Annotated in this window: 21 protein-coding genes and 1 riboswitch; of the genes, 4 read left to right on the top strand and 17 right to left on the bottom strand. The window is 57.7% G+C overall.

Translation table 11 applies throughout. The features are described 5' to 3' along the window. Window positions 1–7: 7 nt before the first annotated feature. The 5 genes from C8265_RS15975 to C8265_RS19550 all read right to left on the bottom strand — a co-directional run bounded on the left by C8265_RS15975 (window position 8) and on the right by C8265_RS19550 (window position 4,473). Window positions 8–1,135, bottom strand: coding sequence for an alanine racemase (locus C8265_RS15975; RefSeq protein ID WP_108485019.1), 1,128 nt, complete (start codon window positions 1,133–1,135; stop codon window positions 8–10). A gap of 45 nt (window positions 1,136–1,180) precedes the next feature. Beyond that, a complete protein-coding gene (locus C8265_RS15970; protein WP_108485018.1) occupies window positions 1,181–2,506 on the bottom strand; it encodes a TRAP transporter large permease in 1,326 nt (441 codons plus the stop codon). A 12-nt stretch (window positions 2,507–2,518) separates the two neighbouring features. Then, entirely contained in the window at window positions 2,519–3,031 is a 513-nt protein-coding gene (locus C8265_RS15965) for a TRAP transporter small permease (protein ID WP_108485017.1), read from the bottom strand. A 114-nt stretch (window positions 3,032–3,145) separates the two neighbouring features. Continuing rightward, window positions 3,146–4,294: a TRAP transporter substrate-binding protein gene (locus tag C8265_RS15960; protein WP_108485016.1), complete on the bottom strand. Its 1,149-nt coding sequence runs from the start codon at window positions 4,292–4,294 to the stop codon at window positions 3,146–3,148. Window positions 4,295–4,323: 29 nt separating this feature from the next. Beyond that, window positions 4,324–4,473: a hypothetical protein gene (locus C8265_RS19550; RefSeq protein WP_164512354.1), complete on the bottom strand. Its 150-nt coding sequence runs from the start codon at window positions 4,471–4,473 to the stop codon at window positions 4,324–4,326. A 177-nt stretch (window positions 4,474–4,650) separates the two neighbouring features. On the opposite strand from C8265_RS19550, the gene C8265_RS15955 reads away from it, so the two are divergent. Beyond that, window positions 4,651–5,706, top strand: a complete 1,056-nt coding sequence (locus C8265_RS15955; protein WP_108485015.1) for a LacI family DNA-binding transcriptional regulator — start codon at window positions 4,651–4,653, stop codon at window positions 5,704–5,706. A 39-nt stretch (window positions 5,707–5,745) separates the two neighbouring features. Here C8265_RS15955 and C8265_RS15950 read toward each other — a convergent pair whose 3' ends face one another. From C8265_RS15950 to miaB, 11 genes are all read right to left on the bottom strand, one after another. After that, window positions 5,746–6,075: a hypothetical protein gene (locus C8265_RS15950; RefSeq protein WP_108485014.1), complete on the bottom strand. Its 330-nt coding sequence runs from the start codon at window positions 6,073–6,075 to the stop codon at window positions 5,746–5,748. A 96-nt stretch (window positions 6,076–6,171) separates the two neighbouring features. Then, window positions 6,172–7,353, bottom strand: a complete 1,182-nt coding sequence (gene metK, locus C8265_RS15945) for a methionine adenosyltransferase (RefSeq protein WP_108485013.1) — start codon at window positions 7,351–7,353, stop codon at window positions 6,172–6,174. A gap of 7 nt (window positions 7,354–7,360) precedes the next feature. Next, window positions 7,361–7,409, bottom strand: a riboswitch (SAM-SAH riboswitch). A 27-nt stretch (window positions 7,410–7,436) separates the two neighbouring features. Continuing rightward, window positions 7,437–8,927, bottom strand: a complete 1,491-nt coding sequence (lnt, locus tag C8265_RS15940) for an apolipoprotein N-acyltransferase (RefSeq protein WP_240611116.1) — start codon at window positions 8,925–8,927, stop codon at window positions 7,437–7,439. After that, window positions 8,920–9,834 (bottom strand): CBS domain-containing protein, encoded by a 915-nt coding sequence (locus tag C8265_RS15935; RefSeq protein WP_108485011.1) that lies wholly within the window; start codon window positions 9,832–9,834, stop codon window positions 8,920–8,922. Before C8265_RS15935 ends, lnt begins: the two co-directional genes overlap by 8 nt. 66 nt (window positions 9,835–9,900) lie before the next feature. Continuing rightward, window positions 9,901–10,413, bottom strand: coding sequence for an rRNA maturation RNase YbeY (ybeY, locus tag C8265_RS15930; protein ID WP_420818875.1), 513 nt, complete (start codon window positions 10,411–10,413; stop codon window positions 9,901–9,903). Further along, entirely contained in the window at window positions 10,406–11,407 is a 1,002-nt protein-coding gene (locus C8265_RS15925) for a PhoH family protein (RefSeq protein ID WP_108485010.1), read from the bottom strand. Before C8265_RS15925 ends, ybeY begins: the two co-directional genes overlap by 8 nt. A 95-nt stretch (window positions 11,408–11,502) precedes the next feature. After that, window positions 11,503–11,937, bottom strand: coding sequence for a DoxX family protein (locus tag C8265_RS15920; RefSeq protein ID WP_108485009.1), 435 nt, complete (start codon window positions 11,935–11,937; stop codon window positions 11,503–11,505). 138 nt (window positions 11,938–12,075) lie between these two features. After that, a complete protein-coding gene (locus C8265_RS15915) occupies window positions 12,076–12,378 on the bottom strand; it encodes a hypothetical protein (RefSeq protein ID WP_108485008.1) in 303 nt (100 codons plus the stop codon). Window positions 12,379–12,389: 11 nt separating this feature from the next. Beyond that, entirely contained in the window at window positions 12,390–12,938 is a 549-nt protein-coding gene (locus C8265_RS15910; RefSeq protein ID WP_240611115.1) for an OmpA family protein, read from the bottom strand. Between the two features lie 270 nt (window positions 12,939–13,208). Next, on the bottom strand, window positions 13,209–13,562 hold the full coding sequence (locus C8265_RS15905) for a hypothetical protein (protein WP_108485006.1): 354 nt from the start codon (window positions 13,560–13,562) through the stop codon (window positions 13,209–13,211). Between the two features lie 295 nt (window positions 13,563–13,857). Further along, complete coding sequence (miaB, locus tag C8265_RS15900; RefSeq protein ID WP_108485074.1) at window positions 13,858–15,165, bottom strand: tRNA (N6-isopentenyl adenosine(37)-C2)-methylthiotransferase MiaB; 1,308 nt, start codon at window positions 15,163–15,165, stop codon at window positions 13,858–13,860. Window positions 15,166–15,275: 110 nt separating this feature from the next. On the opposite strand from miaB, the gene C8265_RS15895 reads away from it, so the two are divergent. Continuing rightward, complete coding sequence (locus tag C8265_RS15895; RefSeq protein ID WP_108485005.1) at window positions 15,276–16,148, top strand: hypothetical protein; 873 nt, start codon at window positions 15,276–15,278, stop codon at window positions 16,146–16,148. Between the two features lie 6 nt (window positions 16,149–16,154). Here C8265_RS15895 and irr read toward each other — a convergent pair whose 3' ends face one another. Next, window positions 16,155–16,571: a Fur family transcriptional regulator Irr gene (gene irr, locus C8265_RS15890; protein WP_108485004.1), complete on the bottom strand. Its 417-nt coding sequence runs from the start codon at window positions 16,569–16,571 to the stop codon at window positions 16,155–16,157. A gap of 179 nt (window positions 16,572–16,750) precedes the next feature. Here irr and fabA point away from each other — a divergent pair, with 179 nt between their 5' ends. Beyond that, entirely contained in the window at window positions 16,751–17,260 is a 510-nt protein-coding gene (gene fabA, locus C8265_RS15885; protein WP_108485003.1) for a bifunctional 3-hydroxydecanoyl-ACP dehydratase/trans-2-decenoyl-ACP isomerase, read from the top strand. A gap of 13 nt (window positions 17,261–17,273) precedes the next feature. After that, a complete protein-coding gene (fabB, locus tag C8265_RS15880; protein ID WP_108485002.1) occupies window positions 17,274–18,503 on the top strand; it encodes a beta-ketoacyl-ACP synthase I in 1,230 nt (409 codons plus the stop codon). The last annotated feature ends 7 nt before the right edge of the window (window positions 18,504–18,510 follow it).

Here is an 18,510-nt window from a genome sequence, read left to right as displayed (position 1 = left end):
CGCCCGCTTACCAGCCGTTGAAGCGATGCCAAACCGCCATCGTTCCATCCTGCGCAGGCAGCACGTGATACCGGTCATGTTGTGCGGCCGTCGCGCAGGCATGGTTGGGCAGAATGCGCAATCGTGTTCCCACAGGAAGATCAGGCACCGTGCCATTCGCGCCCGGCCGCAGGGCAATGATGCCGTGTTCCTGATTGGCGCTGATCACGATCAGATCGGGAATCACCGCCCCTTGGGCATCGCAGACAATTCCATATCCCTGATCCACACTTTGCGCTGCTGTTCCACGGTCGCGTGACATGGCCATCCAGCCCGCATCAATCATCACCCAACCCTTGGCATTTTGGTGCCCGATTACCGTGGTCAGCACGCTGAGCGCGATGTCGTCCACGCGGCACACCTCAATCCCTGCCATCACCAGATCAAAGAACATGTAAACGCCGGCGCGCATTTCAGTGACGCCTGTAAGATCGCGCGCGGCATGGGCGGTGGGTGTTGATCCGACGCTCACAACAGGACAATCGAGCCCGCCCGCCCGCAAATTTTCAGCCGCGCCAACAACCGCATCGCGTTCGCGTTCGGCAAATGCGGCATGGGCGGTTTGACCGCGGGCGCCGTAACTTTCGCCTGCATGGGTCATCACCCCGCGCAGCAGCCCGTGATCGTGCAGAATACGGCCAACCTTGATCAAGTCGGGATCATCCGCAGACAGCCCGCCGCGATGCCCGTCGCTGTCAATTTCAATCAATGCCGGCACGCCCGCATCGGCCACCGCGACCGCCTGCGCCGCACTGTCAAGGATCACAACCAGATCGCAGCCCCTGCCCCGCAGTTCCTGCACATGCGGCAGTTTTTGCGGCGCGATACCAACGGCATACAGAATATCGGTGTAGCCCGCCCCATGAAACACCTCGGCCTCTTTCAAGGTCGACACGGTGATCGGCCCGGTGGTGTCACCACCGGTCAGACGCTTGGCAACATCAACCGATTTGGCGGTTTTCATATGCGGCCGCAACGTCACGCCCAGATCACTGGCGCGCGCCGCCAGTCGGTCGATATTGCGCGTCATCTTGGCCGTATCCAGCACCAAGGCGGGTGTTGCCAATCCTTCAAGGTCAGTTCGATCAGTTTGCATCCCGTGTGTCCCCTGGATTTATGCCCCCACCCTGACAGACCCGGCCTATTTGTAAATATCCGGCAACAGGGTCGTGGAAATGGCCGGGATATATGCGATCAGCAGAACCACAATCAACATGACCAGAACAAATGGTATCGCACGCCATGCAATCCGCAGAATGGATTCGCCCGTGATCCCGGCCACCACAAACAGGTTCAGCCCAAGGGGCGGCGTGATAAATCCGACACCCAACGCCGTGACCATCATGATACAAAACTGAATTTCATTCATGCCGATATTGTCGGCCAACGGTTTCAGGATCGGCGCGAGGATCACGATATTTGGAGTCGTCTCCATCACACAGCCCGCCGCGATCAGAATCGCGATCATCAACAGGATCAGCACCCAGGGTTCGTCCGTCAATGAAGTGACAGAATTCACAAACCCCTGCGGAACACCCATGATTGCCAGGGCTTCGGCCAGAGGCGCCGAAAATGCGATGATCGGCAGGATCACACCGTTCACTTTGGCCGAGCTGAGCAGCATCGCGGGAAAATCTGCAAACTTCAGCGTGCGCAGAATGAACCCCATGATGATCGTGACAACAACCGCGGTGGCGCCCGCCTCAGTCGGGGTCAGACGCCCCGAGAAGATGCCGTAAAAAATGATGCCCGGCACGATGAACGCATACCACCCCGATTTCAGCGAGCGGCCCAGATTTGTGAACCACTCTGCGAAACTGAGCATGCCGCCGCCTTCGTAATTATAGATACGGTTGACGATGATATTTGTAATCAGGATCGATGTAAGGATCGCAAGGCCGGGGATCAGTGCGGCCAGAAACAGGGTTGATGCCGAAATTCCCAGAACAAGACCGATGATGATATAGGCAATGGAGGGCGGAATCAGAATGCCGGTACAGGCCCCCGCCGCAACCAGCGCACAGGCATAGGGCCGCGGATAACCGGATTCGACAAGACGGCTGATTGTCATTCGCCCCACCGCCGCCGCACCCGCCGCATCCGACCCGGAAATGGCCGCGAACATGCCGCACACCAGAACTGTCGCCGATCCGAACCCGCCTTTGGCAAAGCTGGTCAGGGCCTCGGCGACGTCAAGAAATTTGCGCGACAAACCGGTGCGCACCAAAACATCACCGGTCAGAATGAACAACGGCACCGCCGTGAGCGCAAAGGAATCGATGCCGCTGAACAGCGTTTCGCCAACCGCACTCAGCGGCATGTCGCCCGACATGACCAGCATGACGATCGCGCCAGCCCCGATCGCCGCCCAGACCGGAACCGCCAGCGCGATCAGCGATACAAACAAGATCACCGGCAGGTGGAAATCCCAGCCCAGTTCCACTGTCTGATTGATTTGTTGCCACATTTAAGTATTTCCTCAATCGAACAGAGTATTGCCTTCGTAAACGTCAGTCCCGTCTTTCAGGGCTTTGACATCACGAAGAAAAGATTGAATGAGCCGCCAGATCATCAGCGTAAATCCGACCGGAACGGCCATCAGAAACCAGATTTGCGAAATGCGAAGCCCGGCGGTGACCGACCCGAATTTTGCCGAAACCAGAACCGTTTCGAACGACCAGTAAAGCGCGATCACAGCGACCAGAAACATCACGATATCGCCAAAGATATACAGCAGTGCCTTTGGCCGTGGCCCGATATAATGCATGATCACGTCAATGCGGATATGGGCGCGATCCCGGATCGCCGCCGATGCCCCGATCCAGGCAAGATAAATGAAGGAATAGCGCACGATCTCTTCGCCCCAGACCGAGGAATAGGAAAACACCTCGCGCCGCAGCACCTCGATCGCCATCGTGATGACAAGCATGACATAAAAGACCAACAGCAGCCATCTTTCGGCGTTGCGGTCGATATTGCGCAAAGTTTCCATCTGTCCCCCCGGAGACATCACGCGACAAATGCTCCGGAATGGCCGGAAAAAGCAGCGCTTTGAATGTTTGGAATGTGGCGGGCGCCGCATTCAGCGCCCGCCGATCTGTGTCGATCAGGCGTCGTGAACGTAAAATTGCCCACGGGTTCCGGCCGCTTCGACCAGTTTTTCGAACGTGTCCATCGACCCGGCAAGTTCGGTCTTGAACCCGTCCCATTCCGACCGCTGATAGCCAACCGTGTCTTTCCATTCGGCAAGCTGGTCGTCGCTGAGCGAGTGGAATTCAACGCCGCTCTTGGCCATTTCCGCCATGGCAAAGGCGCGCGACGACGGAACCTTGGCAAGGTTTTGATGAAAGCTCATCTCGGATGCCCATGTGATGGCCTCTTGCACGTCGCCCGGCAGGGTGTTGTACCATTCCAGGTTGCAGGCGTAGACCTGACTGTCAGGCACCGCCTGTGTAAAGGTCACATGGCTAAGGATGTCTTTGAAACCAAAGGCATAGAGCGCGCCAACAGCCGGATCCAACGCATCGGCAACGCCCTGTTTGATGGCCGATGATGTTTCACCCCAGGCCACAGGCGTCGGGTTGGCCCCGGCCATACGGTAAAATTGTTGCAACATCTGCGAGCCGGGCACGCGGAATTTGACCCCCTGCAGATCGCCCGGTGTCATGATCGCCCCGGCGCCGCCCTTGCGCACGGCCATGACGCGCGGATCAATGCAGAAATAGAACATCGGCTTGAACCCGCGCTGTTCAACCATGGCGTCGACTTCGGTTTTCCAGATGTCGGATGTGACCAGGTTCACGAAACGCTGATTCGCACCGCAGAAATACGGCATGTTGATCAGATCGACAGCCGGGGCAAAGGGCGCAAAGTTCGAAAGGGAAAACTGCCCTGCATTAACGGTGCCGCCCTGCACCTTTTGCGCCAGCGCAGACCCGGTGCCAAGTTGCCCACCCGGTGCAAGTTTGACGTAAATTTTGCCATTGGATGCGTTTTGCAGGTTTTCTTTCACGTCCAGCTGCATCACCGGATAGCTGCGCGTTGTGCCGATGACATATTCTGTGGCCAACGTCATCACATGATCGGCGGCCGCTTCGCGGTCACGCTCTTCGTTCGCCGTCTGGGCCGCGGCCTCGGATGACCAAAGCGTTCCGGCCGCACCCGCAACAACCGCTGCGGTAAAGCTGCCCATGCCGGCCAGCTTCAGAAAATTGCGCCGTTCGGCGGATTTGATTTCGTTCTCTTGATCCATCATTCGATCCTCCCTGATCTGTTGAATTAGGCCTATTTCCTGGCGTCGGCCTCTTTCTTGAGAACCACGATAACGAACAGCACCGCGACACCCCACAACACGAGCATTTCGCCCACATCGCTTAGAAATGCGGCATTGGACATGGCGCCAAGCACCACGTTTGCTGCAAAAATCGTAAACAAGATGAGTGCTCCGTAAAGCGGCATCTGCGTATCCTCCCGATCGCTACGCCAATTCCCTTTTTTATTTAAACCGTGATATTTTCGAAATGCAAGCCTTTACATCGACTGTTTTATCATCTGTTATGCTGGTAAGACGACAAACCGATATTTTCTCAGACGTGAATACTCAGGATTTGTATGCCGCAACGCCACTCGATACCGACCTTGCATGATGTCGCGCAAATGGCAGGTGTGTCGACTGCGACGGTATCGCGGTGTCTCAACTTTCCCACACAGGTTGCCAAACCAACCCGCGAACGGGTGATGGCCGCTGTGGCGGAACTGGGATATTCGCCGAATTTCGGCGCCAAGGCGATGGCATCGCGTCGCACCAACACCATCGGCGCAATCATCCCCACCATGGAAAATGCGATTTTCGCCCGCGCCCTGCAAGCGTTTCAGGAAGAGTTGCGCGGCCACGGCTATACCATGCTCGTCGCCAGCACCTCGTACCGCCAGGATATCGAAGAGGAACAGATCAGGTCTTTGGTGGCGCGCGGGGCTGATGCCCTGTTATTGATCGGCCATGCCCGCGCCCCCGAGATATATCAGTTTTTGGAAACCCAAGGCGTTCCGGCGCTTGTCACCTGGGCCTATGAACCTGCGTTGAAACAGCCATCAGTCGGGTTTGACAACGTGGCGGCAATGCAAAAGATGGCCGATGCGGTCATTGATTTGGGCCACAAACGTCTGGCGCTGATTTCGGCTGACACATCCACCAACGACCGTGCATCAGGGCGTCTGACGGGCATTCGCAATGCTCTGAAATCCGCCGGTTTGGACCCGAAAGATTTGCAAATGGTCACAACGACATATGGCATCGAACAGGGCGCTGTTGCGTTTGCAACCCTGATGCAATCAACGCCGCGCCCCACCGCGGTTTTTTGCGGCAATGATGTGCTGGCGGTGGGAGCGTTACGCCGGGCCCATGAGATGGGAATCAAAGTGCCCGCCGATGTTTCAATCACCGGGTTTGACGATATGCAGCTTGCCCAGATTACCATCCCGGCGCTGACAAGTGTTCATGTCCCCCACCGTGAAATGGGCCGACAATCGGCCTTGGCGCTGGTTGGGCTATTGAAAGACGATAAGCCGTTGAAATCAATCGAACTTGGCACGTCGCTGGTTATGCGCGACACTTTGGCGCCGCCGCCACACACCCTTGAACCGGCGACCGGGTTGCGCGCGATCTGATCAGGGAAATGGCGGTGTGGGGTAAAGGGAAACGCCCCGCTAAACGCCCCAGGATTCGATAATCCATCTGCGCAGATCATCGTCGTTTAGCGCGGCAATAAACCGTGCGTCGGCGGGATCTTCGAGGTGGTAAAAAAACACAACGCGGCTGTTGGCCAGATATTCAGCCCGAACATATTCGCCATCCTCCGACCCGGCCCCACCGACCGCTGGGGCGAACCCAAGCTCTTGCAGGGTGGACACCAACCGCTCAAGTTGCGCCTCATAGGCCGGAGAAAACCTTTCCCAGATCTCGACAGGTTCGGGCCCGGAGAGACCCCAGGCAAACGGTTCGCCGTCGCGCGAACGCGGGAAATTCACGCCTACCATGGGGCCCCCTCTTTGTTGTGGTTATGCGCGGCAGTCCAAGCCGCGCAAAACCCTGACGCACAAGAGCGCGTTCATCCAAAAAACATCTCGCAGCTGTCAGATTGCCTTTTTCAGCGCATCCACCAGATCTGTCCGCTCCCATGAAAAACCACCATCGGATTCGGGTGCGCGGCCGAAATGGCCATAGGCGGCGGTGCGGGCGTAAATCGGGCGGTTCAGACCCAGATGTTCGCGAATACCGCGCGGTGTCAGATCAATCACCTGATCGATGGCGCGCTCGATTTCGGCGGGGGCCACATCGCCGGTGCCAAAGGTATCGGCGTAAATCGACAAAGGCCGCGCCACGCCAATGGCATAGGACAGCTGAATCGTACACTTGTCGGCCATGCCCGCCGCAACCACATTTTTTGCCAGATACCGCGCCACATAGGCGGCGGAACGGTCAACCTTGGTCGGATCTTTGCCGGAAAACGCACCGCCCCCGTGGGGTGCCGCACCACCATAAGTATCGACGATAATCTTGCGTCCGGTCAGACCGGCATCGCCATCCGGGCCACCGATCACGAAAACGCCGGTGGGATTCACGTGCCACACCGTTTCGTCGTCAATCCAGCCCTGGGGCAGGACATCGCGAATATAGGGTTCGACGATGGCGCGAATATCGGCGCTGGTCTGGCGTTCGTCAGAATGTTGGGTCGACAACACGATCGAACTGACCCCGACAGGTTTGCCATCTTCATAGCGCACCGAAAGCTGTGATTTTGCGTCGGGGCGCAAAGTGGGCTCGGTGCCATCCTTGCGCACTTCGGCCAGACGTTTCAGAATCGCGTGGGCATAATGAATCGGTGCCGGCATCAATTCAGGGGTTTCGCGGGTGGCAAAGCCAAACATGATGCCCTGATCGCCGGCGCCCTCATCCTTGTCCACGGCCGAATTCACGCCCTGGGCAATATGGGCCGATTGTTCATGCAAAAGGTTGGTGATCTCACAGGTGGCGTGGTGAAATTTATCCTGCTCATATCCGATGTCTTTGATGCAGGCCCGGGTGATTCCCTCAACCTGGCCCATATATTCTTTCAACTTGGTCGGATCGCTCAGCCCCACCTCGCCGCCGATGATCACGCGGTTTGTTGTGGCAAAGGTTTCACAGGCGACCCGCGCTTCGGGTTCTTCGGTCAGCAGCGCATCGAGGATGGCATCTGATATCCGGTCGCACACCTTGTCAGGGTGGCCTTCGGACACGGATTCCGAAGTGAATACATAATTCTTGCGGGTCATTGGGACGTGCTCCATTCAAATGAGCCCGACGCGCCAGGAAGCCGTTGCGCCGGGTGTGATGGCGCGGGGTACACTGTCTGGGGTTAAGGATCAATTACCTTAGCGCTCCGCCCCGGTAATAGCGCCGCGGCAAATACACACAGCAACAGGGCCAAAGGCAAATCGCCGGTTTTGGAATAGGGCGTCGCGGCCCGCGCCTTGGGCAGGCGCACATCAATATACCCCGCTTGGCCCAGCGGGATATGATCGCGCAGCCGCCCCCGGGCATCAATCAGGCCGGAAATACCGGTATTGGCCACCCGCACCAACGGAAGCCCCTGTTCAATCGCGCGCAACCGCGCCTGTGCCAGATGCTGTTGTGGGCCGGCAAATGTGCCGAACCACGCGTCATTTGTGATCTGCACGATCCAATCGGGGCGTGCGGTGCCGCGCAAATCCTGTGGAAACACCGCCTCGTAACAGATTAACGGCAATGTGCGGCCCAATGGCCCCAGATCCAACAACTCCGGCCCCGGCCCGGCCGAAAATCCATAGCCATCCTGGGCCGCGAAACTTTGCAGCCCCATCCATGATGTGACCTGACCGAATGGGATATATTCGCCCAGTGGAACCAGATGATGTTTATCGTAAGTTGCGTTGATTTCGCCGCCAACACCCAATCTCAGCAGGCTGTTGAACGCGCGGAACCCTTCCAGACGTTGCGCACCGATGATCACCGGCCGGTCCTGCGCGGCAAAGGCAATTTGCTCCAACGCCGGGTGGCCCGGTTCGGCCAACCACGGAATGGCGGTTTCGGGCCAGATGGTCAGATCCGGCGCACCGGGCGCGGCGGTATAATCAAGCTGGCGGTTGAAAAACACCATCGCGCGGTCGGGATCCCATTTTTCGTTTTGCGGCGCATTGGGTTGGACCAGCCGAAGTGTGGCGGCGTCGGCGGGCGCGGGTTGGGCGGGGTCCAGCAACAGATGCCCGGTGCCGATGATCCAACCCCAAAGCCCCACCAAAACCAACGCTGCGCTGCGCCGCCGATCCAGATGCGCGGCAATCGCAACGCCCAGCAGCGTAACAAGGGTCAGCCCGTAAGGCCCGATCACCGCCACGATCTGTGCGCCGCGCCCCTCGCTCCAGATATAGCCCAGCATCGCCCAGGGAAATCCGGTGAGGATATACCCCCGCAGCATTTCGCCCATGGTCATGGCCACGGCCCAGGCCACGGCACGGCACCATCCGGGGCGGGCGATACCATGGGCCAGCCCAAAGCCAAACGCCCAAAACAGCGAAAACCCGAAGGCCGAAAATATCAACGCAAACGGGGCCATCCAGCCATGGCGCGGCGCATCCACCAGAAACGGTTCAACGATCCAATGCAGGGTCACCGCGAAATAGCCCGCGCCACATATCCACCCGATCAGCGCGGCACGGCGCCAGTTTGCCGCCGTCATGAACAGGGCACAGCAGAACGCCAGGGCGATCAGGGCAACAGGCACCAATGAAAACGGCACCTGACCCAAGGCCGCCATCGCCCCCGCGCCAAGGCACACCGCCCACAATCGCCAACCGTGTAGCTTAGACACTGCTGGCAGCGGCCTTTTCTGCGCCCCGTTCAACCGGGCGTTCGGCCCCGGCCAGACGCACGCGAATACGCTTGATCCGCCGTGGATCGGCATCGACAATTTCCAACTGGGCACCCGACGGATGTGAAATAACCTCGCCCCGCGCGGGAATGCGGCCGGTCAACACATAGGCGACACCGCCCAAAGTATCGATTTCCTCTTCCTCTTCGGGGTCGACCAGGCGCAGCCCGATGCGCGCCTCAAGCTCGTCAAGCGGGGTTTTGGCCAGCGCCAGAAACACGCCGGGCTTTTCCTCGGTCCAGTATTGGCCTTCGTCGATATCATGTTCGTCTTCGATTTCGCCGATCACCTGTTCGATCAAATCCTCGATCGTGACCAACCCATCGACACCGCCGTATTCATCAATGACCAATGCCATATGCATCCGGTCACTTTGCATTTTCTGCAAAAGCACACCGATCGGCATTGAGGGCGGCGCATAAATCAATGGCCGCAGCATCGTCTGCAGGTCAAATTGTGCGGTTGTGCCGTTGAAACCATGTTGCAGCGCGAAATCCTTGAGGTGAATCATACCAATCGGTTGATCCAACGTATCGCGGTAAACCGGCAATCGTGTCATCCCGCTTTCGCGGAAAACGCGCACCAAATCCTGCTGGCTGATGTCATGGGGAACGGAAACGATTTCAACGGTGGGGATCGAAACATCATCCACCCGCATCCGTCGCAGATTTGACAAGCCGGGAAGATGCGTACCTGCCGGGCCAAAACACGCGGCTCCGCCCTCTTCCGCCTCCCCTTCGCCGGGGTTGAATGCATCAATCAGCCGTCCAAAGAGGCCGCGTTTTTGGGACGAGTCGTTACTGTCGTCCTCTATGGCCTCACTCGGCCCGTCGTCACTCTCGCCCATTGTCCCTTTCCGGTGTTGCGCCGCATTCTTGCGGATGAATACTATATGATCAGGGTGCGCGCCGCGTCACCCCCCAATCGTATTTGGCCCATAGGGATCGGCGATCCCCAGCTTATCAAGAATCTGTGTTTCGAACGATTCCATCAAATCGCCATCGGCATCATCTTCGTGATCATAGCCCAACAAATGTAATGTGCCATGTATCAACAAATGGCTAACATGATCAGACATTGCAATACCTGCCGCCGCCGCTTCGGCCTGACAGGTGTCGAATGCGATGGCCAGATCACCCAATTCGGTGTCGCCTTTCGGGTCTGGCGGTTCGGGCGTCGCACCCGGGGTCTGTGCGCCCCGCTCTTCGCTGGGCCAGGACAGCACGTTCGTGGCCACCGGTTTGCCCCGAAAATCGGCGTTCAGGGTGGCGATGCGTTTGTCGTCACAGGCCAGAATGCTGACTTCCCACCGGGCGGCGGGCAAATGCGCCAGGGCGGCGGTGATGACGCGGGTCGCCAATGCCTCAAGCCCGAATTTTGCCCACCTTGGGTCTTCGACGCTGACGTCGCAAATAATCTCAGCCATCGGCCTCGTATGCCTCGATGATGGCGGCAACCAGGGGATGGCGCACCACGTCTTTGGAGGTGAAATAGTTGAACGATATCTTGTCGATATGTTTCAACAGGCGTTCTGCATCATGCAGGCCCGATTGCACACCGCGCGGCAGATCGATCTGCGTGCGGTCGCCGGTGATGACCATGCGCGATCCTTCGCCCAACCGGGTGAGAAACATCTTCATCTGCATCGACGTCGCATTCTGCGCCTCATCCAACACCACAAACGCGTTTGATAATGTGCGCCCGCGCATGAACGCTAGCGGAGCGATTTCGATACGCTTTTCCTCGATCAGTTTCGCCGCCTGTTTGCCCGGCAAAAAATCATTCAATGCATCATACAGCGGTTGCATGTACGGATCGACCTTGTCTTTCATGTCACCGGGCAAATAACCCAGCTTTTCACCCGCTTCGACCGCTGGGCGTGACAGTATGATCTTGTCAACATGGCCTTCTATAAACAGGTTCACCCCAACGGCCACGGCAAGATAGGTTTTGCCAGTGCCCGCCGGGCCAATACCAAACGCCAGTTCATTCTTGAACAGGGATTTGACATAGGCCTTTTGTGCCTCGGTCCGGGGTTCGACCATCTTTTTGCGGGTCTTGATTTCAAGCCGATTGCCTTGAACCAATTGCACCCGATCCCCCGCAGGCGGGCCATCGGCGCGTCGGCTGGGGCCCATGCGAATGGCGGCGTCGATATCGCCGGTTTCCAATGCGCGCCCCGCCTCAAGCCGGGTATACAGCGCCTGCAGGATCGCCATGGCGCGCTCTGCCGCGTCGCCGGTGACCGACAGGGCATTGCCCCGGCGCGTGATCTGAACATCCAGCCCCTGTTCAATACGGGCAAGATTGCGGTCGTATTCACCGCAAAGGTCAATCAACAACCGGTTATCGGGAAATTCAACCACCGTTTCGGCGGCCGGTAATGTGGCGTGTGCGGGGGGTGGTGGGGAAAGGCCCAATGACTACTCCGAAAATAACTGCTCAGCTATAGGGTGGTGATGCGGGGCGCGCTGTGCAAGGGGAGATTGCGCCCTGCCCCCACACACCCGTCATTTCACAGAAAACCATGCCGCCGCCGCTGTTCGATCCAAAGATGGCGAATGTGGCTGGCAATGGCCACAACAATCAGCCCGCCAATCACGGTGATATGTTCTTGTGCCGACAAATAATTCTGCTGTCGCGCCGGGCCGGACATGTTCCAGAAATCATGCACCATGAAAATGGTGCCAATCGTGAACACGCCCAACATTCCCGCCCCGAACCATACGAATCGGTCGGAAATCACGATCAGCGAGCCGATGATCTGCACCGCAGGCACCAAAATGGCAAACAGCCAGGCAGGCTGAAACCCCAAGGCATCCATCGTCGCGCGCGCGGTGTCCTGATCAAGAATAAAACCCAGACCCGCCCACCAGAAGAAAAACGTGGCCAGCACCCGGGCCAGAAACCACATCACCGCACTTTCAAGAATGTCCTCAACCCACAGCATGCTGTTCCCTTTCCTGTTTTCGTTCGGCGTATCCGCCCAAACGTTTGACCCGGATTGTTTAGTCACAAACACGTGAATGGGGCGCGCAGTTCCCCGCGCGCCCCGATATCTTGCGTTTGACCGAACGTCGTTTCACGATCAGATCGGATCGGGAATCGACGTGCCCTTGTTGAACGGGCCAATCGCCGTATTGGGCGCGCCCGCGCCGGAACACACGGGTTTGCCGTACTTATCCAGACGCTGCGAAAGATATCCTTCGATGCCATCGTCAATGATCCAGTGATCACAACCGTTTGGATCGATCCAGATACCGGCCTTCAGTTGCGACAGATCTTTGCTGTCGATGAACCGATCAACGGTTTTATCCTGTTTGTCGTCGATATCGCAGGCAGCAAGGGCGAAACCCGCCACGGCGACAAGAGCGATTTTGGTAAGCTTCATAATCGCTCTCCTTAGCGAATGCAGATGATTTCGACCCGGCGATTCACCGCCATGCCGGCGTGGGTGCTGTTTGATGCCTTTGGCATCCGTTCGCCGTATCCGCGCACATCAGCGATCCGCGCACCGGCGGATTGGGCCACACGGGCCACCGAATTGGCGCGGTTGATCGACAGCCGCATGTTATATTCGTCAGACGCCCGGCTGTCGGTATGACCGGCGATGATGTAACTTGTCGCACCCGCAGAGGCGAAAAAATTGGCCAGCATGGCCCGGCCCTGCGCGCTAATTTTATAGCTGTCCGTGGCGAACAACTGATCGCTGTTCATCACCGCACAGGTGTTGCCGCGACGACAAACCGGAATGCCCTGCCGGTTGGTGTGCGGGCTCATATACCCCTCCCAACCATCGTCCATAACCCAATGTTCACAGCCATCCGGATCAACCCAGATGCCCGGCACATACGACGCCTGCGCCTGTGCCGCGCCCGCGCCAAACGTGGCCGCGGCGGCAATCACGATACCGCCCAGCGCAGCACGCATTGCGTTGGAAAAGTTCAACACACTCAGTCTCCTTCGAAATACGAGTGCGTTGGCAATTGGCAGCACCGACGCATCCCCCGGTTGTTATGTCTCTCGAAACTTTAACAACTTTCACCCGATTGTGAAGAATAAATCTGAAAATTGCGCAGGCGCAAATGAAAGCCGCTCCATGCCGAATCGTAAATTTCAAAACCAGAAAGTGCATTTTATCTGGCGCCAATCACCCGATGAAATCCGGGTTATGCCCGCCAATGCAAAACGCCCCCGGTCATACAAACCGGGGGCGCGTGATCAATGATTGCGGTGATATTTGCCGCGCCGCGCGGGCGAATTGCGCAAAACGCGAATCGCCTCGGCGCGCAGACGGTCAGGATTGTAAACCAGCGCCGGATCACGGCAAATCCGTTCACCAATGGCATGCGCCGTGGGCAAATCGTATCCAACAGCAACAAGGCTGTCGATGAACACGCCGTTGGGCCGATCCCAGATGACATCGTTCCAAGGACCACGATAGCAGCTGACCGTGACAGTCCCGCCGTAATTCACACCACCGGAATGGCCGGTATTATAGTGTTTTTGATGGGCGAATGCAGGCATCGCCGTTGCCAGTGCCACCGCCGTGGCCAGAAAAAGTGCGCGTTTCATGGTTCTCACCCCAAGTGATTGCGATCATAGCAGCGGAAGATTACCTGTTGGAACGCGCGTGTTTTACCCGTTCTGAATATTTTACACCGCATTGTGCGGTGGTCGCGCCCCGTGCCCGTGTGCCGGTGCAGACGGGCCAGACATCACCTCTGATACACCTCAGGTTAAAGGTTTTTTCAAAGTTGTGAAGAATTATAAAGGGTTCATTAACCATGCCCCGGAAACAGCCGACCCAGTTCAGCGTGACTGTTTCCCCTTACGGCATAAATGGCGTAAATTGTGACCGCGGCGTAATTTATATCAGAACGCCTGCCAGAGAATTGGTCACACTTTCCACGATCCGCACCTGCGCCATCTCGCCTGCTTTGCCCATCGGCGCATGCACATGAACCGCATGAAGATATTCTGACTTGCCGCTCATCTGGCCGGGAAGGCGCCCGGGCTTTTCAAACAAAACCGACACGTCGCGCCCGACCATTGAATCTTGAATCTTGCGCTGTTGCGCGCCCAGCAACGCTTGCAACCGCCGCAACCTGTCGGTTGCCACATCATCGGCCACTTGTGCGCGTTCGGCGGCGGGGGTGCCGGGGCGGGTCGAGTATTTGAAGCTGTAGCATTGGCCGTATTCCACGGCCTCTACCAACGCCAGGGTATCTTCGAAATCCTGATCGGTTTCTCCCGGAAACCCAACGATAAAATCCCCCGACAACATGATATCGGGGCGCGCCGCGCGCACCCGGTCGATCACGCGCAGATACTCCTGGGCCGTGTGTTTGCGGTTCATCGCCTTTAGCACCCGGTCACTGCCCGATTGAACGGGAAGGTGCAGATATGGCATCAGCTTTTCGCATTCGCCGTGGGCGGCAATCAAAGCGTCGTCCATGTCGTTGGGATGGCTGGTGGTGTATCGAATACGCGCCAGCCCCTCGATGCGATCCAGATCACGGATCAGCCCGGCCAATCCGCCTTCGTGGCCATGATAGGCGTTCACATTCTGGCCCAGCAACGTAATTTCGCGCACGCCCCGTTCAACCAGATCGCGCGCTTCGTCCAGCACACGATCGGCGGGGCGCGACACTTCTGCGCCCCGGGTATAGGGCACGACGCAAAAGGCGCAGAATTTGTCACAGCCCTCTTGCACAGTCAGAAACGCCGACGGGGCACGGGCCATTTTTGGCCGCGCCCTGAGCTGTTCAAATTTGTCCTCTTCGGGAAAATCGGTATCCAGGGCGCGCTGGCCCTGACGCACCGCATCCTCCATCTGGGGCAACCGGTGATAACTTTGCGGCCCCACCACCAGATCGACAACCGGCGCGCGGCGCATGATCTCTTCGCCCTCGGCCTGGGCGACACAGCCTGCCACCCCAATCTTGAGATTGGGATTGTCGGCCTTCAGCGGTTTCAACCGGCCCAGTTCGGAATATACTTTTTCGGCCGCTTTTTCGCGAATATGACAGGTGTTCAACAGGATCATATCGGCCTGATCGGCGCGATCTGTGGTTTCATACCCCTGCCCGCCCAGCGCCTCGGCCATGCGTTCGCTGTCATACACGTTCATCTGGCAGCCATAGGTTTTGATGAACAGCTTTTTTGCCTTGTTCATATCGCCGATCCTGTCTTGAAATTTGACTGCGTGGTATCCGATGATTGGCGCGCTTGCAATCGCCCCCCGTTTCATTGGATGTTAACCTTTCTGTCCGATGGTGCGGTGCGATGCGTTTCAACTCTCTTTCCGATTTCGCGGCGCGTGGGCCGGGCGCGTTGGGCAAGGGCCCTGTGGCCATCATCATTGTTGAAGACCCTGTCGAAGTGGCCAGCACCCTGCGCCATCATCTTGACCGGGGCTTTGCGCAATTGGTCGTGTTCGCCCCCGCCGACATCACTTTGCCAACCGATCTGATGGCGGATGCGTTATACGTTTCATACAACACGAAAACGGCTGACGCTTTTGTGCCCGCGGTGAATGCCGTGATTCAGGCGGCCCGCCCCGGAACATGGCTCTATTATTGTTTCAACGCCGAATACCTGCTCCACCCTTTTGGCGAAACGCGCAGTGTTGGTGAAATGTTGGTATTTCACGCCGAAGAACGCCGCGATGCCATGCTGACCTATGTTGTCGATCTGTATGCCGCGGATTTGAACGCGCATCCCACGGCTGTGTCGCTTGGCGATGCCTGGCTTGATAAATCGGGTTATTACGCGCAGGCGCGTGGTGATGCGGCAAACAATTGGGCGCCGATGGAACGGCAATTGGATTTCTTCGGCGGTCTGCGCTGGCGGTTTGAGGAGCATATTCCATGGAAAAAACGCAAGATTGACCGGATATCGCTGTTTCGCGCCGCGCGCGGGCTGGAATTGCGGCCCGATCACACTTTCAACATCGCCGAATATAACACCTATGCCTGCCCGTGGCACAACAACCTGACTGCGGCGATCTGTTCGTTTCGCACCGCCAAGGCGCTGAAGGCAAATCCGGGCAGCGCGCCTGACATCGTTGCTTTCAAATGGCGCAATTCGGTGGCCTTTACCTGGCGACCACAGCAATTACTGGATCTGGGATTGATGGAGCCCGGGCAGTGGTTTTAACCCCGCTCAGACCCTTCGTAGCCGTATAACGACATCAACCTTGGAAATTTCGGTGCCTTCGGGGGCGTCCGGCAGTGAACAAATCTCAAGCGCGTCTGCCGGCGCGTCGGTCAACCGCCCGGTGTCTTCCCAATAGAAATGCGGGTGGTCATCCATGCGGGTGTCGAAATACGATTTCGATCCATCCACGGTCACCTCTTGCATCAATCCTGCCTCACAGAATGCGCGCAAAGTATTGTACACTGTCGCCAGCGAAACACCCTCTCCGGCGGATGAGGCGGCGTCAAACAGGCTTTCGGCGGTGACATGGCGATTCTGCCCGTCGCCAACCAGCAGGGCGGCCAAAGAAACCCGCTGGCGGGTGGGTCGCAATCCGGCATCCGTCAACCATGCAGTGCCGCGCGTGATGGCTTGGGTGTTCATTTGGTTCCCTCGCTCTCTTGGTGGGTGTTTGAATTATATATAACATCTGTGCACAGCGTTACCATAGGGCTATCCGCGATTGCGTATCAATCGCAAGAACGACATCCCTTTGGCTGGACAGCATATAAAAGACGGTGCTACGCCATAAAGCACCAACATTGACCGAAAAAGGGCGCCCCATGGCCGATTATCCGACCTCCTTCACCAAAGACGACCTGATTAAATGCGCCAAGGGCGAATTGTTCGGCCCCGGCAATGCGCAATTGCCGCTGCCGCCGATGTTGATGATGGATCGCATCACCGATGTGTCCGCCGATGGCGGCGCGCATGGCAAAGGCCATATCGTGGCCGAATTCGATATCACCCCTGATCTGTGGTTTTTTGAGTGCCATTTTCCCAGCAATCCGATCATGCCCGGCTGTCTGGGCCTGGATGGGCTGTGGCAATTGACCGGCTTCAACCTGGGCTGGCGCGGCTGGCAAGGTCAGGGCATGGCCTTGGGTGTGGGTGAGGTGAAACTGACCGGAATGGTCAAGCCCGATCGCAAAATGCTGACCTATTATGTTGATTTCACCCGTGTCATCGACCGGCGGTTAAAGATGGGCGTGGCCGACGGGCGGGTTGTGGCCGATGGCGAAGAGATTTATGTCGTAAAAGACATGAAGGTGGGCCTGGCCACCGCCAGCTAAGAAGGATCAGCCAATGCGCCGCGTCGTTATCACCGGATTGGGCATCGTATCGTCTATTGGAAACTCGGCCAAAGAGGTGGCTGAATCGCTTAAGGCAGGGAAATCCGGCGTCGTGGCCAGCCCTGAAATGGCCGAACACGGATTTCGCAGCCAAATCGCCGGAACGCTGAAAATCGACCCGTCCGAACATATCGACAAACGCACCTTGCGGTTCATGGGGCCGGGTGCCGCCTATGCCCATATCGCGATGAGCCAGGCGATTGCCGATGCAGGATTGAGCGAAGATCAGATCGTCAACCCGATGACCGGGTTGATTGCCGGGTCGGGCGGGCCCTCCACCAGCGCGATGTTCGCCGCGCACCAAACGGTACTGAAATCCGGTGCAACCAAACGGATCGGCCCGTTTGCCGTGCCAAAAACCATGTCATCGACGATTTCGGCCAATCTGGCGACAGCGTTCAAGATCAAAGGCATCAATTATTCGATCACCTCGGCCTGTTCCACATCGTTGCATTGTATCGGGTCGGCGTCTGAGCAGATCATGATGGGCAAACAAGATGTGATGTTTGCCGGCGGCGGCGAAGAATTGGATTGGACCCTGTCATGCCTGTTTGATGCCATGGGCGCGATGAGCAGCAAATATAACGACACGCCCGAAACCGCTTCGCGCGCATTCGACGCCACCCGCGATGGATTTGTGATTTCGGGCGGCGGTGGCATCGTGGTTTTGGAATCGCTCGATCATGCCTTGGCGCGGGGTGCGAAAATCTATGCCGAAGTCACCGGATTTGCCGCCACCAGCGACGGTGCCGATATGGTGGCCCCCTCGGGCGAAGGCGGCGAACGGGCCATGCGCGGCGCGCTCAAAACCCTGCCCGAAGGGCGCAAAGTCAGCTATATCAATGCCCATGGCACCAGCACACCGGTGGGCGATGTGGGTGAGATTGAGGCCGTGCGCCGGGTGTTTGGCGATGGTACAACACCGCCGGTATCCAGCACAAAATCCATGACCGGTCATGCCCAAGGGGCCGCTGGCGCGCTTGAGGCGATCTTTTGCCTGTTGATGCTGGATCAGGATTTCATTGCGCCATCAATCAACGTTGAAACATTGGATCCGGCGTTGAAACCCGAAGAAATCGCCACAAAATTGGTGGAAAATGCCGGCCTTGATACGGTGATGACCAACAGCTTTGGCTTTGGCGGCACCAATGGGTCGATGTTGTTAAGCAAATATCAAGGATAAGGCGCGA

The organism is Oceaniglobus ichthyenteri, assembly GCF_003057885.1.
Taxonomy (GTDB): domain Bacteria; phylum Pseudomonadota; class Alphaproteobacteria; order Rhodobacterales; family Rhodobacteraceae; genus Oceaniglobus; species Oceaniglobus ichthyenteri.
Note: the sequence above shows the minus strand (reverse complement) of the source record. Positions and strands in the feature narration are given on the sequence as shown.